The sequence below is a fragment of the Cupriavidus sp. YAF13 genome, assembly GCF_052113425.1.
Classification (GTDB): Bacteria; Pseudomonadota; Gammaproteobacteria; order Burkholderiales; family Burkholderiaceae; genus Cupriavidus.
Window position 1 is genome coordinate 35,851 of record NZ_JBFRDD010000022.1, and the last position, 14,046, is coordinate 49,896.

General features: G+C 66.1%; 18 protein-coding genes. 8 read left to right on the forward strand and 10 right to left on the reverse strand.

Features of this window, described 5'->3' with window-relative positions; all coding sequences use genetic code 11:
- Positions 1 to 106: 106 nt before the first annotated feature.
- A complete protein-coding gene (locus AB4061_RS18640; protein ID WP_441636318.1) occupies positions 107 to 1,351 on the reverse strand; it encodes a S1 family peptidase in 1,245 nt (414 codons plus the stop codon).
- A gap of 339 nt (positions 1,352 to 1,690) precedes the next feature.
- Between AB4061_RS18640 and AB4061_RS18645 the strand changes: the two genes are divergently transcribed.
- The 7 genes from AB4061_RS18645 to AB4061_RS18675 all read left to right on the forward strand — a co-directional run bounded on the left by AB4061_RS18645 (position 1,691) and on the right by AB4061_RS18675 (position 7,439).
- Complete coding sequence (locus AB4061_RS18645) at positions 1,691 to 2,230, forward strand: AAA family ATPase (protein WP_441636320.1); 540 nt, start codon at positions 1,691 to 1,693, stop codon at positions 2,228 to 2,230.
- 83 nt (positions 2,231 to 2,313) lie between these two features.
- Positions 2,314 to 2,841: a hypothetical protein gene (locus tag AB4061_RS18650; RefSeq protein ID WP_441636322.1), complete on the forward strand. Its 528-nt coding sequence runs from the start codon at positions 2,314 to 2,316 to the stop codon at positions 2,839 to 2,841.
- 133 nt (positions 2,842 to 2,974) lie between these two features.
- A complete protein-coding gene (locus tag AB4061_RS18655) occupies positions 2,975 to 3,595 on the forward strand; it encodes a flavodoxin family protein (protein WP_441636324.1) in 621 nt (206 codons plus the stop codon).
- Positions 3,596 to 3,708: 113 nt separating this feature from the next.
- Positions 3,709 to 4,806, forward strand: a complete 1,098-nt coding sequence (locus AB4061_RS18660; RefSeq protein ID WP_441636326.1) for a LacI family DNA-binding transcriptional regulator — start codon at positions 3,709 to 3,711, stop codon at positions 4,804 to 4,806.
- Positions 4,807 to 5,030: 224 nt separating this feature from the next.
- Positions 5,031 to 5,837, forward strand: a complete 807-nt coding sequence (locus AB4061_RS18665) for an SDR family NAD(P)-dependent oxidoreductase (protein ID WP_441636328.1) — start codon at positions 5,031 to 5,033, stop codon at positions 5,835 to 5,837.
- A 63-nt stretch (positions 5,838 to 5,900) separates the two neighbouring features.
- Complete coding sequence (locus tag AB4061_RS18670; RefSeq protein ID WP_441636330.1) at positions 5,901 to 6,881, forward strand: Bug family tripartite tricarboxylate transporter substrate binding protein; 981 nt, start codon at positions 5,901 to 5,903, stop codon at positions 6,879 to 6,881.
- Positions 6,882 to 7,001: 120 nt separating this feature from the next.
- Complete coding sequence (locus AB4061_RS18675; protein ID WP_441636332.1) at positions 7,002 to 7,439, forward strand: ester cyclase; 438 nt, start codon at positions 7,002 to 7,004, stop codon at positions 7,437 to 7,439.
- A 50-nt stretch (positions 7,440 to 7,489) separates the two neighbouring features.
- Here AB4061_RS18675 and arsH read toward each other — a convergent pair whose 3' ends face one another.
- From arsH to AB4061_RS18715, 8 genes are all read right to left on the reverse strand, one after another.
- Entirely contained in the window at positions 7,490 to 8,272 is a 783-nt protein-coding gene (gene arsH / locus AB4061_RS18680) for an arsenical resistance protein ArsH (protein ID WP_441636334.1), read from the reverse strand.
- Entirely contained in the window at positions 8,269 to 8,694 is a 426-nt protein-coding gene (gene arsC / locus AB4061_RS18685; protein ID WP_441636336.1) for an arsenate reductase (glutaredoxin), read from the reverse strand. Before arsC ends, arsH begins: the two co-directional genes overlap by 4 nt.
- A 6-nt stretch (positions 8,695 to 8,700) precedes the next feature.
- Positions 8,701 to 9,795 carry an ACR3 family arsenite efflux transporter gene (gene arsB, locus AB4061_RS18690; RefSeq protein WP_441636338.1) on the reverse strand — a complete coding sequence of 365 codons (1,095 nt, stop codon included), beginning with the start codon at positions 9,793 to 9,795 and terminating at the stop codon, positions 8,701 to 8,703.
- Positions 9,782 to 10,135: an ArsR/SmtB family transcription factor gene (locus AB4061_RS18695; RefSeq protein WP_441636340.1), complete on the reverse strand. Its 354-nt coding sequence runs from the start codon at positions 10,133 to 10,135 to the stop codon at positions 9,782 to 9,784. The genes arsB and AB4061_RS18695 overlap by 14 nt, the downstream gene beginning before the upstream one ends.
- A gap of 116 nt (positions 10,136 to 10,251) precedes the next feature.
- Positions 10,252 to 10,632 (reverse strand): VOC family protein, encoded by a 381-nt coding sequence (locus tag AB4061_RS18700; RefSeq protein ID WP_441636342.1) that lies wholly within the window; start codon positions 10,630 to 10,632, stop codon positions 10,252 to 10,254.
- Positions 10,633 to 10,779: 147 nt separating this feature from the next.
- On the reverse strand, positions 10,780 to 11,187 hold the full coding sequence (locus tag AB4061_RS18705; RefSeq protein WP_441636344.1) for a hypothetical protein: 408 nt from the start codon (positions 11,185 to 11,187) through the stop codon (positions 10,780 to 10,782).
- Between the two features lie 31 nt (positions 11,188 to 11,218).
- Entirely contained in the window at positions 11,219 to 11,725 is a 507-nt protein-coding gene (locus AB4061_RS18710; RefSeq protein WP_441636346.1) for a GyrI-like domain-containing protein, read from the reverse strand.
- A 297-nt stretch (positions 11,726 to 12,022) separates the two neighbouring features.
- Positions 12,023 to 12,349, reverse strand: a complete 327-nt coding sequence (locus tag AB4061_RS18715; protein ID WP_441636475.1) for a winged helix-turn-helix domain-containing protein — start codon at positions 12,347 to 12,349, stop codon at positions 12,023 to 12,025.
- Between the two features lie 204 nt (positions 12,350 to 12,553).
- Between AB4061_RS18715 and AB4061_RS18720 the strand changes: the two genes are divergently transcribed.
- The gene (locus AB4061_RS18720) at positions 12,554 to 13,573 is read left to right on the forward strand and encodes a molybdopterin-binding oxidoreductase (RefSeq protein WP_441636348.1); all 1,020 of its coding nucleotides are present in this window, start codon (positions 12,554 to 12,556) and stop codon (positions 13,571 to 13,573) included.
- Between the two features lie 19 nt (positions 13,574 to 13,592).
- On the opposite strand, the gene AB4061_RS18725 is transcribed toward AB4061_RS18720, so the two are convergent.
- Positions 13,593 to 14,021 (reverse strand): TOBE domain-containing protein, encoded by a 429-nt coding sequence (locus tag AB4061_RS18725; RefSeq protein ID WP_441636350.1) that lies wholly within the window; start codon positions 14,019 to 14,021, stop codon positions 13,593 to 13,595.
- Positions 14,022 to 14,046 lie beyond the last annotated feature (25 nt).

Genomic DNA, 14,046 nt, shown 5'->3' on the forward strand with positions numbered 1-14,046 from the left:
GGAGTCACATTCCGGCACGAAGAAAGGCCTGCATCCTACCAAAATCGCTTGCTGCACCCCGGCATATCGTCCCGCGCCCGGGAATCAAGGCCGGATCGGGGCCACGTCAGTCGAAGCGATGCTCCGCAAGCACCAGGCTTTCGTCCACGCGTTCGTACTTGGACGCGTAGCTGGCATCGAAGCGCACCACGCGCTTGAGCTCCGGGGCATACCACGCTACCGCCGTGTAAGGCACGGAGGATGGTGCGCCATACGAGAAGCCGTAGAACGGCCGCGCCACATAGCCCTTGTAGGCCAGGCGCAAGACGCGGAAGCTGCCGGCAGGCACCGTGATGGTGGACTCCCCGGTCACCTCGCCGGTGAGTTCCGTACGCATGTCGGTGCCGGCCTGCTTGTAGCTGTATTTCCATCGGGCGCCCGGCTTGACGTCTTCCGGCACCCAGCCGCGCGGCGGCGATGCGCCATCGAACTCGCCAGCGCTGGGCGTGCTGATGCGCTCGACACGGCCGTTCAGCGTCTCGACGCGGGCGCCCTGGTTGAACGTGATGCGCTCGCCTTCGACGCGGTCGACACGGTAGACCACATCGCGCCGCTTGCGCGTCAGCTTATCGACCAGCTCATAGCGCCAGACCTCGCCAACGCGGGGCGACGCGCCGCCAGCCGGGGCAGCGCCGGCCTCGTCCGCCACAGGCGCCACAGGCGCCGCCGCGCCGCGCTCCTTGACCTGAGCGATCCAGCTGGCGGGCAACGCCTTGAGCTTTTCGCCAGGCGCGCGCCGTGCCGACAGGATGCCCACGAGGCGGCCCGTCTCATCGAACAGGCCGCCACCGCTGGCTGCCGCCGGGAAATCAAGCGTGATCTCGATGCGGTCCAGCTTGCCGTCGGCGCCCGCGCGCAACCCGGACACACTGCCGTCCAGCACGACCACGCCCGAGGCCTCCGGGCTGGCTGCCGCAAGCACCTTCTGCCCGAACGCCGGTGCCGCCGCCGCCGACACGCTGACGGCCGGCGCGTTGAAGTTCGCCACCCGCAGCAGGCACAGGTCGCGATCCACGTCCGGCGCGTCCAGCGTGGCGTCGTAGCTCACGTTGTCGCGCCGCACGGCAATCGCGCGCGCGCCGGCCAGCACGTGGCAAGCCGTGACCAGTTGCCCCGGGCCGATCACCACGGCGGAGCCCGACGCCAGCGGCGCGTTGTTGGCGCCCATTGCCCGCACGGCATAGATGCTTGGCGTGAGCTTGGCGAGCAGCTGCGGGGCGTCGAGCGCGCTGGCATTGGCGGCGGCGAACGCCAGGAAGACTGGGGTAGCGATCAGAGCGAAGCGGCGCATCGGTTGCGGTGATGTTGTCATGTACGGGAAGCCGGGAGACGTTGCCGGTCCGCGTGGCGAGGCAGGCGGCTTCGCGCAAACGCGCGACGGCGGTGAAGGATCATCTATTCTGGCGTGGCCGTATTCTGCAATGGCCGGATCGATAGGACAAGGGCGGCCCCGCGCGAAGGCAATTGCGAGCAAGCGGGCAATCCGCTAACATCTGCGCCATGACCCGCGCGCAAAACCCGTCGATTATTCGCACCATCCCTGGGATGGTGGGTTAGCGCACGTGGACTGAGCACACAAAGCGACCCGCCCAACGAGGCGGGTTTTTTGTGCCCGCCTCCTTGGGGCCTGCATACACCAAGGAGCCTGAAGATGCAGCCAACCCGCCCCGCAGCAGCAGCAGCGGCACCCGCCGTCCTCTATATGGTCTGCGGCAAGATCGGCTCCGGCAAATCGACCCTGGCCAGGCAGCTCGCTGTCCGGCCGGCCACCGTGCGGATCAGCGAGGACGACTGGCTGTCACGCCTGTATCCCGGCGAGATCCGGGAGGTCGCCGACTATGCCCGCTGCGCCGCACGATTGCGTGACGCCATGGCCGGCCACATCGACGCGCTGCTGCTGGCGGGCATGTCGGTCGTGCTTGATTTCCCTGCCAACACGCCGGCCACCCGAAGCTGGGCCAGGGCCATCTTCGAGCAGGCGGGCGTGGCGCATCAACTCCACTACCTCGATGTGCCCGACGCCGTGTGCAAGGCCCGCCTGCGCGCGCGCAACGCCAGCGGCACGCATCCGTTCGAGACGACCGATGCGCAGTTCGATGCCATCACGCGTTACTTCGTGGCGCCCTTGGCGGACGAGGGTTTCAACGTGATTCGGCATGTGCCATCCGAGGCCGGCGCGGCGACAACCTGACAGGCAAAGCCGGGGAGGCAGCGGACCGCATGGCTCGGCTCGCTATCATGGCGAACACGTTCACCCACCGATCGAAATCCGCCATGCCCCTGACGCTCGAGCTTGCATCCACCCTGCCGATCAGTGCCAGCCAGGCATGGCAGCGCGCGACCACGTCCGAAGGCATCAACGACGAGCTGTTTCCCTGGCTGCGCATGACGGCGCCGCCCGCCATGCGCGGCAAGGCGATCGGCGAGCTGCCGCTTGGCGAGCGGCTTGGCCGCAGCTGGCTACTGGCGTTCGGCATGTTTCCCGTGGACGCGGACGACATCATGCTGGCGGAGGTGGGGCCGGGCTACCGCTTCAAGGAAACGTCGCGGATGCTGAGCATGCGCAGCTGGGTACACGAACGGACGATTCGAGACACCCCTGGCGGCTGCGAGGTGCGCGACCGGCTCACCTTTGCCTTGCGCGGACCCGCGGCCTGGCTGCCCGGCGGTGGCGGCGCGATGGCAGCTGTCGTGAAATGGCTGTTTCGCCACCGTCATCGGCGCCTGGCACGGTGGGCACGAAATGCCAGGCACACAGGATCCCCTGCCTCGCCCGATAATTCAAAATATTTCAATGAATAATTGATATTTCAGTCACCAACGCGATCAGCCGGCGCCTAGACTTGCTTCACCGGCCCAGCAATCAAGCAGATCCAGTGATCCAGGCGATGCGAGCCAAATTCAAATATTTCCAACTTTGTCGAGGCACCGCATCATGAACCCCAACGCTACCCAAATCGCGATCGTCTACCACAGCGGCTACGGCCACACCGCCAGGCAAGCACAGGCCGTTGCACGCGGCGCCGCCAGCGTCGATGGCGTGGAAAGCCTGCTGATCAGCGTCGACGACATCGACCAGCACTGGGACACGCTCGAAAACGTGGACGGCATCATCTTCGGCGCGCCCACCTACATGGGCAGCGCGTCAGCGCAGTTCAAAGGCTTTATGGACGCCACCTCGCGCAACGTGTTCGCCAAGGGCGGCAAATGGGCCAACAAGGTGGCGGCGGGCTTCACCAACTCGGCCTCGCGTTCGGGCGACAAGCTTGCCACGCTGCAGCAGATCGCGATCTTCTCCGCGCAACACGGCATGCACTGGGTCAACCTTGGCCTGCCCCCGGGCCACAACAACTCGAAGTCGACCGAGGATTCGCTCAATCGCCACGGCTTCTTCCTGGGTGCGGCGGCACAGTCGAATGCGGATGAGAGCGCTGATGTGGTGCCGCCGCTGGCAGACCTGCGCACGGCCGAGCATCTGGGTGCGCGCGTGGCGGAAGTGGCGCAGCAACTGGCGGCGGGCCGCGCGGCATTGGCATCGCTGAAGAAGGCCGCCTGAGGGCTTGCGGCCCAATACACATCCGTGCGCCCCCAAGGCGCTCCACGCGATTGAAACGTTTCATAGCATGCTACACTGCATGCCACAGGAAACGACGATATCCGTGGAGTGCCATGCAGAAAAAAGCCGCGGCGCAGCGCAAGCCGACCCTGAAGGACCTGGCCGAGCAAGCGGGCGTTTCGGTTGGCACCGCCTCCAACGTGATGGCGGGGCGAGGCGGCCCGTCCGCCGAGACCGTCACCCACGTGTTCGAGGTGGCGCGCAAGATCGGCTATGTCACCAACGCCGCGGCCCGCAGCCTGCGCTCGCGGCGCTCGCGCCTGGTGGCCTGCCTGGTGCCGGACATCACCAACCGCTTCTACGGCGTGATCGTGCGCGCGGCCGAACATGTGCTGCGCGAAGCCGGCTACACCTTGCTGCTGGTCGACACCCATAACGACACCGAACGCGAATGCGAGCTGCTGCTGGACGTGACCCGCGTCGGCGTCGACGGCGTGCTGTTCGCGCCCGGCTCCGAGAGCTCCGGAAAGCTGCAGCAGCAGATCGCGCAGGTGGATGTGCCGCTGGTGATCCTGGACCGCGATATCGCCCCGGATCGGCCCAGCGTCAAGGTGGACCACTTCAGCGGCGCGCTGAAGACCGCCAACTATCTGTTCGATCTCGGCCACCGCCGCATTGCCCTGCTCTTCCCCAGCTCGCACCTGCGCCCGGCGCGCGCGCGCTGGCATGCCTTCGAGACGGCTGCTGCCGCGCGCGGCATCGGCGATGCGCTGGAGCTTGTGCGCATCGACACCAGCTCGATGGACGTCGCTTTTTCGCAATGCCTGGCGCTGTTCCAGCAAGCCGCGCCGCCCACCGCCATCTTTGGGCTGGGCACGACGCTGCTCGCCGGCGCGCTCAAGGCGGCACGCCAGACCGGCCGGGACATTCCGGGCGACCTGTCGGTGGTGTGCGTGGGTGACACCGAACTGGCCCAGGTGCACACGCCCGAGCTGACCACGCTCACCTGGAACCTGCAGGACCTGGGGCGCCATGCCGCCCGCCTGCTCCTTGCCGAGATGGAGCCGGGCCTCGATCCGCAAGGCAGCCCTGACGCAACGGGGCACCTGATGCTGACCTGCGAGCTGATCCTGCGCGAGTCCTGCGCCGCCGTCGGCGTGGAGGCAGGCAGAAAAACGGCGCGAGGCCGGGCGAAGCGCGTCGCCAGCTAAGCCTGCCGCGTTTTCGCCAGACCCATCGCGTCAGCCCCCGCCGGGCGGCGCGATGCCGCCCATGCGGCATCCCCTTCCCTAGCGCATGCCTCTTGCAGCCGGTCGTTTACCCTTTATATGAAACGTTTCAATTCCGTGCTATATTTTTCCCATCCCTCGTAGCGGGGACCATAAGAACGATCATCCAAAGATCACCATAAGATCCCCACGGAGACAACCTCAGCATGCCGGACAGCAATCGCAAAGGAATGAGCCGGCTTGCCGGCAAGGCAGCCATCGTCGTCGGCGCGGGATCGATCGGCGCCGACACCAGCAACGGCGCCGCCGCCGCCATCGTCTACGCCCGTGAAGGCGCGCGGGTGCTGTGCGTGGACCGCGACCTGGCGCTGGCCCGCAGGACCGCGAGCCAGATCGAAGACGCGGGCGGAAGCGCCAGCGCCTTCGAGGCCGACGTGCGCGACGGCGCGCGGCTGGCTGCCATGGTGGAGGCCTGCCGCGAGCGCTATGGCCGCATCGACGTGCTGCACAACAATGTGGGCATCGAGGAAATCGGCGAGCTCGAGGACATCACCGAGCCATCCTGGGACCGGGTGTTCGACATCAACCTCAAAGGCGCCATGCTCGCCTGCCAGAAGGCGATGCCGCACATGATCGCGCAGGGCGGCGGCTCGATCATCAACATCTCGTCGATCGCCAGCCGCAAATGGGGGCCGATGCCCTTTCTCTCCTACAACGCATCGAAGGCCGCCCTCAACCACATGACGCGGATCCTCGCGCGCCGCTACGCCGCAGACCAGGTGCGCTGCAATGTGATCCTGCCCGGCCTGATCGATACGCCGCATGCGGCGCACCTGACCGATGGCGATGAAGCCGCCGTGCAGGCCGCGCGCGAGTTTCGCAACAGCCGCTGCCCCATGGGCCGGCAAGGCACGCCGTGGGATATCGCCTACGCGGCGTTGTTCCTTGCCTCCGATGAGTCGCGTTATGTGACAGGGCTGGAGATGGTGGTGGACGGCGGACTGGGTCTTTGACGGAAACAGACAGCGAATCAAAGGCCGCGCCGCGGCACATAACAAAGAATCAGGAGACGCCCCATGATGCCCCGCTACCTGCCCGCCGCCACGCTCGTCGTCGCGCTTGCCGCGCCCGCGATTGCAGCGCAAGGCAGTGAATCCCCCGCCGACTACCCCTCCCACCCCATCCGCCTGCTGCTGCCGATCTCGGCCGGCTCGGGCGGCGACATCCTTGGCCGCGTGCTCGCGGAGCGCATGTCGGCCATCCTGAAGCAACCCATCGTGGTGGAGAACAAGGGTGGCGCCTCCGGCATCATCGGCACGCAAGCGGTCGCGCGCGCGGCGCCCGACGGCTACACCTTCACGCTCGGCGGCGCGACCACGCATATGCTGAACGCCGCGGTCTACACCAAGCTGCCATACGACCCGGTGAAGGACTTCACCGCCATCGGCCAGGTCGGCACGGCTGCCATCCTGCTGGTGGCCAGCAATGACTTTCCCGCGAACGACATCAAGGAGCTGGTGGCGTACACGAGGAGCCATCCCAACGAAGTGCAGTACGCCAGCTGGGGCACCGGCTCCACGGGGCAATTCTGCGGCGAGGTGCTCAAGCAGCTCGCCGGCGCGTCGATGACGCATATCCCCTACAAGACCGTGCCGCAGGTGCTCAACGACATCGTCGCCGGGCATATCAAGCTGGGCTATGTGGACATGACATCGGGCACGCCCTTCGTCAAGTCCGGCAAGGTCAAGGCGATCGGCACGTGCACCTCGCGCTCGCCGAGCCTGCCCGGCGTGAAGAGCTACGTCGACGAGGGCATCGATTTCGATCGCGTGTTCCGCTGGGGCCTGTATGTGCCCGCCGGCACGCCCAAGCCGATCGTGCAGAAGCTGTCGGACGCATTGAACCAGGTGCTGGCCACGCCGCAGATCAAGGCCCGCCTGCTGGAGATGGGCATCGCGGCCACGCCGATGAGCGGCGAGGAACTCGGCAAGCTGAATGCGCGCGATATCCCGGCGTGGAAGGAAGTGGCAAAGACCGCTGGCGTGACGCAGGACTAAGCGCCTGATGCACGTGTCAATGCATCAATGCGTCAATGCATCAATCACTCGACCAGCCTGCAAACCCCAAAAAACCAAAGAACCAAAAAAACCAAACACCCAAATCACGGAGCCCTGAACATGGATAGTCTGTCTCTCGCCCGCATCCAGACCGTGCGCGACCACATGGCCCTGGAGTGCACCCAGGAATGGGACGCCGTCATCGCCACCTTTGCCCATCCGCGCTATGAGATGCACGGAGGCGGCGCGGTCTTCGACGGCGAGCAAGCAGTGCGCGGCTACTTTGCGTCTTCGCGCACGCCCTTCCCCGACCAGGCCAACGAGATCATCAGCATCGCCGCGGCCGGCGACACGGTGCTGGTGGAGTTCTGGCTCACCGGCACCCACCTTGGTCCCTTGAAGGCGAACGGCACCGTCTACCCGCCCACGGGCCGCGCGTTTCGCGTGCGCATGGCCGCGTCGTTCGAATTCGCGCCCGGCAGCGACAAGATCATTTGCGAGCGGCCATACTTCGACCAGGGGGCGAAGCTGCGCTCGCTCGGGCTGGTCGCCGCCTAGCGGATGGCGCTTCGGGCCATGTTTCCCGCGCCGCGGCCACATCGGCGACGCTACTCGACTTCGCTGTCGCCGCCGTCGTTGCTATCGTTGCTCTCCAGCACTTGCGCAGCGCGCTCGTGATCCATCGCGGCCTGGGCAAGCGCCGCCGCAACCGGCGGCGCGCTCTCCTTGCGCTCGCTGTACCGGTCCGTCAGGTAAGCGGAACGGTCACGCACCAGCAAGGTGAACTTGACCAGCTCCTCCATCACGTCGACCACCCGGTCATAAAACGCGGAGGGCGCCATGCGGCCATCCGCGTCGAATTCCTGGTAGGCCTTCGGCACGGATGACTGGTTCGGGATCGTCACCATGCGCATCCAGCGCCCGAGCACACGCAATGCATTGACGGCGTTGAAGGACTGCGAGCCACCGCACACCTGCATGACGGCCAGCGTGCGGCCCTGCGTGGGACGAATGCCGCCGATCTCCAGCGGCAACCAGTCGATCTGGTTCTTGAACACCGAGGTCAGCGTGCCGTGCCGCTCGGGGCTGCACCAGACCTGGCCCTCCGACCATGCGGACAGCGCGCGCAGCTCGGCCACCTTCGGATGATCCGCCGGCACGCTGTCCGTGATGGGAAGGCCATGCGGATCGAACACCTTGGTTTGCGCGCCAAGGTGCCGAAGGATCCGCTCGGCTTCGAGCGTAAGCAGGCGGCTGTAGGAGTTCGGGCGCAGCGAGCCGTAGAGCAGGAGAATGCGCGGCGCATGCGTTGAGACGCTGCGCGGCTCCAGCCTTTGACCGGTGGGGATGTCCAGCAGCGGCAGCAGGACGTTGCGCAGCGCATCCGTCATCGGCCAACCCTCCGGCCGTCGGCATCGATCACGCGCTCGCCATCTTCCTTGGCAAAGGCGCCGCGCTGCGGCGATGGCAGGATGTCCAGCACCACTTCCGATGGCCGGCACAACCGCACCCCGAGCGGCGTCACCACAAACGGCCGGTTGATCAGGATCGGGTGCGCCTGCATGGCGTCGAGCAACTGGTCGTCGGTGAGCGCCGGATCGCCCAGGCCGAGTTCGGCGTAGGGCGTCCCTTTCTCACGAAGCGCTTCGCGTACCGTCAGCCCGGCACTGGCGATCATCGCCTTGAGCACCGCGCGCTCCGGGGGTTGCGTGAGGTACGCGATGACTTCGGGCTCGATCCCGGCGTTGCGAATCATCGCAAGCGTATTGCGCGACGTGCCGCAGTCGGGGTTGTGATAGATCTGGACATGCATGCTTGACTACCTTGATGGATGTGTCTGGATGCCGGCTTCGTACCAGGGCTGCGAGCGGTTGACGATGCGCACCACCAGCAACATGACGGGCACCTCGATCAGCACGCCCACCACGGTGGCCAGCGCCGCGCCCGACTGGAAGCCAAACAGGCTGATGGCCGTGGCAACGGCCAGCTCGAAGAAATTGCTCGCGCCGATCAGGCTGGACGGGCCGGCCACGCAATGCGCGACGCCAAGCTTGCGATTGAGCAGATAGGCCAGCCCCGAGTTGAGGAACACCTGGATCAGGATCGGCACGGCCAGCATCGCGATCACCAGCGGCTGGTTGACAATAGCCTGTCCCTGGAAGCCGAACAGCAGCACCAGCGTGGCCAGCAGCGCACTGATGGCGTAAGGGCCGAGCGCCGCCACCGCCCGCCGATAGGCCGCGTCTCCCCGTGCGAGAAGCGCCCGGCGGATGACCTGCGCCACGGCCACGGGAACGACGATGTAGAGCGCGACGGAGATGACCAGGGTGTCCCACGGCACCGCGATGGACGACAGGCCCAGCAGCAGCGCCACCACCGGCGCGAAGGCGACCACCATGATGGCATCGTTCAACGCGACCTGCGATAGCGTGAAATACGGATCGCCCTTGCAGAGCTGCGACCACACGAACACCATCGCCGTGCACGGCGCGGCCGCGAGCAGGATCAGCCCGGCGACGTAGCTGTCGAGCTGGCCGGCGGGCAGCCATCCGGCAAAGACGTGCCGCACGAACAGCCAGCCCAGCAGCGCCATCGAGAACGGCTTCACCAGCCAGTTCACGAACAGCGTCACGCCGATGCCACGCCACTCGCCGGCCACCTGGCCCATCGCCCCGAAATCGATCCGGATCAGCATCGGGATGATCATCACCCAGATCAGCGCGCCAACCGGCAGGTTGACCTGCGCCACCTCCATGCTGGCCACGGTGGCGAAAAAGCCGGGCATGGCCTGCCCCAGCGCGATCCCCGCGACGATGCACAGCGCCACCCACAGCGTCAGGTAGCGCTCGAAAAAACCAATGGCCTGCGCGGGCGCATCCGCCACAACGGGCTGCGCGGATTCAGCGTGCCGCATCGGGGGCCTCCGGCTTGGCATCGCAGCACGCCGGCGCAGCGGGCGCCTCGCATGGCGCCCCGCCACAGCAGTTCTCGGTCAGGAAGGCAACGAGGCCGCTCATGGCCGCAAAGTTGGCCGAATAGATCACGAAGCGGCCGTCCTGGCGGGAAGCCACCAGTTCCGCATGGGACAAGTCCTTCAGGTGAAACGAGAGGCTGGAGGGCGAAATGCCGACCTGTTGAGCGATGTCGCCGGCGGCGATGCCCCTCGGGCCCGCCACCACCAGCGCGCGGAAGATGGCAAGACGGGATTCGTGGGCAAGGGCGCCAAGGGCGCGTACGACCAGGTTAGAGTTCATGCCCCGGATCATAACGCCATCATTTCAATATTTCAACAATCATTGAAATGATAAGGATGGGCACATCGAGCGGTCCGCTAGCCGCCGCCTGGTGCCTGGTGCCCGGCCAAAACAGCTTATGTCGCTTCAAGCACCGAGAGAATATTGCCGGCCGGATCCTTGAACCAGGCGATGACGGGGCCGCCCTCGCTGCGGCAGATGCCCCGCTCGTCGGTCTTCAGCCCGGGCAGGTCGTAGGTCTCGAAGCGCACGCCGAGCTTGCCGAGTGTCTCCACGGCCTTGTCCACGCTCTTCACCGGGAAATTCAGCACCGTGAACGTCGCAGGCACGTGGTTCGGCTTGGGATAAAGCAGCACGTTGTTGCCGCCGGCGATATACAGGGTCAGCAAGCCCCCGCTCGCGGATACTTCCAGCCCCAGCGTACCGCCATAGAAGTCCGTGGCCTTGGCGATGTCGTCGACCGAGAATCCGCTGAATGCATGACTGTCGCGCAACATGGCGTACTCCTTGAAATCACTTCCGCGCATGCGGAAACAAAACCGGCCCGCTCGCGCCGGAGCGGCCTACGGGCCAGTATTGTTCATCGCGGCGGGGGACTCAAGGCGGGCGAGGTAACAAAGCACGGCGCGCAATCCTGCCTGCGCTCACTTCGGGCTTGCAGGCTCCGCCGCTTCGGTGCGCTGGAGCGCACGGCTGCATTTGCGCAGAAGCCGCGCAGGCGATTGCTCTGCCTCAAGCGCCTTCGACGCGGCGATCAGCATCGCAGGCAAGGCAGGATCGCGCCTTGTCGCGTCCATGGCCGCCTGATCGTCGGCACCCAGCTTGCCAAGCTCCGCCGACAAGGCTGCCTCGTAGCGCGGCGCGTTCGCGGGATCCAGCTTCGCGCAAGCCATCGGGAAGGCAACGATGGTGGCGTACATCTCCACCTTGAATTCCGGCGGCAACGGCCCGCACGGCGCATCGGGCGGGCACGGCGTGGTGGAAAAACTGCTGGCGGAAAACAATGCCAGGATCAATGCCAGGATCAGAGCGTTAACGGTCTTTATATGCATGGTGGTGTTCGCGCCTCTGACGGGCAACGCCTCAGGCCGCCGCATCCGCCCCACCCCTGACCGGCAGCCAGATTTCCACGGTGCCCGTTCCTGCCACCGGATCGAAGTCCGCGCTGTAGCGCTCAAACTCAGGCGCATGCCCGGCCTGAAACCCGGACGCCGGCAGCCATTGATGCCAGATGCGGTGAAACGTCTCGTGCAGTGTCGAGACATCGCCTGCATGCACGAATACGGCGTAGCGCTGCGGCTCGATCTTGATGCAGCGAAACGATGACGGCAGTCCATCCGGGCTGCTCACTTCCACGCCGGCCACATACTCGAAGCTGCCGTCGTCCCGAGGGTTGCAGCACAGGCCGTAGGTCATCCCGCCCACCTGGCCCGGGACTTTGCCAATGGACGGGCCGAGCGCTTCCCAGAGCGCGGGGATGCCGCCGTTCGTTTCCAGGGTGAACCGCGCGCCGAGGCCCGCTATCCAGAATGCGCGGCCGGCTTCAAAACGTGGGGTGGGGGGAAGAGCGGTCGAGTTCGGTTCATGCATGCGTTGTGGCTCGGAGAAATTGCAGTCCATAGGAGATATGTGGCGTGCGCGGCGCCAAGCATAGCGCAAACGCCGCCGGCACTTGATGCGCCCATTCGAACCTCGTGCCATGCCTTGGTTAGCGAAATATATCGATATGAGCGGGAATTACCCATATAACGCAGCGCAAAGCCGGCGTCCTGACCAACCAAGGAGGGCGTTCGGTGAATGAAGCGCTGTCCGCCAGCACCGGCGAGTGGCATCGAGGTCCGGCAGTGGCAGGCTTAGGGCTCAGGGCTCAGGGCTTGGGCCGCAAGCTCAAGGCTTGGCCAGCAGCTTGATCAGGCCGTTGATCTCGGCCTCGCAGGCCTTGGCCGCGCGTAGCTCCGCGGCGCGGTAGAGCCGGATCGCTTCCTCGCCCACCGGCGTGAGCACGGTGCCGCCGCCCTGCGCGCCGCCATGCTCGGAATCCACTGCCGGCTTGGCCAGCGAGCGGTTGATCTCGTTGAGCAGATCCCAGGCCCGCTTGTAGGACATGTCGAGGTGTTTCGCCGCGGCGGAAATGGAGCCGCATTCGCGGATCGCTTCCAGCAGCGCGATCTTGCCGGGGCCAATGGCGATGGTATCGCCCAGCATCACGCGCATGCGAAACAGCGCCTGCGGCGTATCCGGGCTGACCGAGGTTCGGGAGCGAGCAAGTTTGACCATGGCGGCATGGTACCCCGGCGGCCTCCCCAGCGGAATATGCGCGCGATGCAATAGCGCCTATGTGGGCATCGCCATACGATCCGCAAAGCGTTATGTTACAGTGAATATAACGAAAAGAAATAAGCGGCAGAGGAGATCCACATGCTCAAGATGAAGCGTCCGGTGTCCGTATGGCTCGGCACCGCCTTTGTGCCACTGTGCCTGGTAGCCTGCGGCGGCTCCGACGCCGAGACACCGGCCATGGCAGCCACCCCGGTAACGCAGCCTGTGCAAGCCCAGCGGCAGCTCCAGGTCGGCGGCGCGCTGGACCGGCCCGCCACGCTAACGCTCGCGCAGCTCCAGGCGCGTCCGGCCGCCACCCAGGCCGTCAGCTTCTCGAGCGGCTCCGGCGCGCAAACCCACACCTATGTGGGCACGGCCTTGTGGGACCTGCTCGATGGCATGGGCATCCAGGTGAATGCCGCCGTCAAGAACGACGTGCTCGGCAAGTACGTGCTGGCGACCGGCGCCGATGGCTACAAGGCGGTGTTCTCGCTGGGCGAGATCAAGCCGGATTTTGGCAACCGGGCCAGCCAGGTTGTCTATGGCGAAACGGTGAATGGCGTCGCGACCCCGCTCACGGCCGATGGACTGCTGCGCGTGACCGCGCCGGGCGACGGCAAGGGCGGCCGCTATGTCTCCGGCCTGCTGCGGCTGGATGTGCGCGCGTCCGGCTCCACGGCCATGGGCACGGGCGGCGCGCCGTCCACCCTCCTCACCGTGACGGGCGCGGTCAAGCAGCCCGGCACGTTCGACCTGACCGCCCTGAAAGCCCTGCCGGTGGTCACGCGCACGGTGGGCGCCAACACCTACACGGGCGTGAGCTTGTGGGATTTCCTGAACACCACGGTCGGCCTCGCCACCAACCCGGCGGTGAAGAACGACGTGCTGGCCATGTATGTGGTGGCAACCGGCAGCGACGGCTACAAGACCCTGGTCGCGCTGGGCGAGGTCGAGCCTGGCTTTGGCAACCAGCCGGACCTCATCGCCTATGCCGTGGACGGCGCGCCGCTGGGCGCCAACGGCTTTGCCAGGCTGGTGATCCCCAACGATGGCAAGGCGGGCCGCTACGTCTCCAAGCTGATCAGCCTGGAAGTGTTCGCGGCGCCGGCTGCCCAATAGGCGCCATTGCTCGGCACGCTTATGCGCGCGCGGCCAGCAAGACGCTGGAGGCCTTGAAGATGGCGACGGCCGCGCCGCCTTGCACCAACCCGAGGCTGGTCACGCTGTCATTGGTGATGATGGCCACGATCTCACCGCCCTGCGCCAGGCCGATGGACACCTCCGCATTCACCGCGCCGGTCTTGATGCCCGATACAGTGCCGGCAAGCTGGTTGCGCGCGGAGAGCAGCATGTCCGGGTCGGGCACGCCCACGATCACGGACGATGCCTTGATCAGCGCGACGGCTTCCTTGCCGACAGCCAGCCCGAGGCGCTTCGTGCTCTCGGCGGTGATGGTCGCCACGATGCGCACGCCGCCGGCAATCTCCAGCTCGATTTCGTCGTTCACCGCGCCTTTGTGGACTGCGCTGACCTTGCCGCTCAATTGGTTTCTTGCACTGGTTTTCATGTTGTTCGCGCCTCGTCATGCCGGC

Excerpts from the sequence above, each read along its gene's own strand:
- AB4061_RS18640 (WP_441636318.1), bottom strand. The coding sequence starts at position 1,351 with ATGACAACATCACCGCAACCGATGCGCCGCTTCGCTCTGATCGCTACC.
- AB4061_RS18715 (WP_441636475.1), bottom strand. The coding sequence starts at position 12,349 with ATGCGCGTGATGCTGGGCGATACCATCGCCATTGGCCCCGGCAAGATC.
- AB4061_RS18700 (WP_441636342.1), bottom strand. The coding sequence starts at position 10,632 with ATGTTGCGCGACAGTCATGCATTCAGCGGATTCTCGGTCGACGACATC.
- AB4061_RS18660 (WP_441636326.1), top strand. The coding sequence starts at position 3,709 with ATGCAGAAAAAAGCCGCGGCGCAGCGCAAGCCGACCCTGAAGGACCTG.
- AB4061_RS18665 (WP_441636328.1), top strand. The coding sequence starts at position 5,031 with ATGCCGGACAGCAATCGCAAAGGAATGAGCCGGCTTGCCGGCAAGGCA.
- AB4061_RS18720 (WP_441636348.1), top strand. The coding sequence starts at position 12,554 with ATGCTCAAGATGAAGCGTCCGGTGTCCGTATGGCTCGGCACCGCCTTT.
- AB4061_RS18650 (WP_441636322.1), top strand. The coding sequence starts at position 2,314 with ATGCCCCTGACGCTCGAGCTTGCATCCACCCTGCCGATCAGTGCCAGC.
- AB4061_RS18655 (WP_441636324.1), top strand. The coding sequence starts at position 2,975 with ATGAACCCCAACGCTACCCAAATCGCGATCGTCTACCACAGCGGCTAC.
- AB4061_RS18695 (WP_441636340.1), bottom strand. The coding sequence starts at position 10,135 with ATGAACTCTAACCTGGTCGTACGCGCCCTTGGCGCCCTTGCCCACGAA.
- AB4061_RS18725 (WP_441636350.1), bottom strand. The coding sequence starts at position 14,021 with ATGAAAACCAGTGCAAGAAACCAATTGAGCGGCAAGGTCAGCGCAGTC.
- AB4061_RS18645 (WP_441636320.1), top strand. The coding sequence starts at position 1,691 with ATGCAGCCAACCCGCCCCGCAGCAGCAGCAGCGGCACCCGCCGTCCTC.
- AB4061_RS18705 (WP_441636344.1), bottom strand. The coding sequence starts at position 11,187 with ATGCATATAAAGACCGTTAACGCTCTGATCCTGGCATTGATCCTGGCA.
- arsC (WP_441636336.1), bottom strand. The coding sequence starts at position 8,694 with ATGCATGTCCAGATCTATCACAACCCCGACTGCGGCACGTCGCGCAAT.
- AB4061_RS18670 (WP_441636330.1), top strand. The coding sequence starts at position 5,901 with ATGATGCCCCGCTACCTGCCCGCCGCCACGCTCGTCGTCGCGCTTGCC.
- arsB (WP_441636338.1), bottom strand. The coding sequence starts at position 9,795 with ATGCGGCACGCTGAATCCGCGCAGCCCGTTGTGGCGGATGCGCCCGCG.
- AB4061_RS18710 (WP_441636346.1), bottom strand. The coding sequence starts at position 11,725 with ATGCATGAACCGAACTCGACCGCTCTTCCCCCCACCCCACGTTTTGAA.
- arsH (WP_441636334.1), bottom strand. The coding sequence starts at position 8,272 with ATGACGGATGCGCTGCGCAACGTCCTGCTGCCGCTGCTGGACATCCCC.
- AB4061_RS18675 (WP_441636332.1), top strand. The coding sequence starts at position 7,002 with ATGGATAGTCTGTCTCTCGCCCGCATCCAGACCGTGCGCGACCACATG.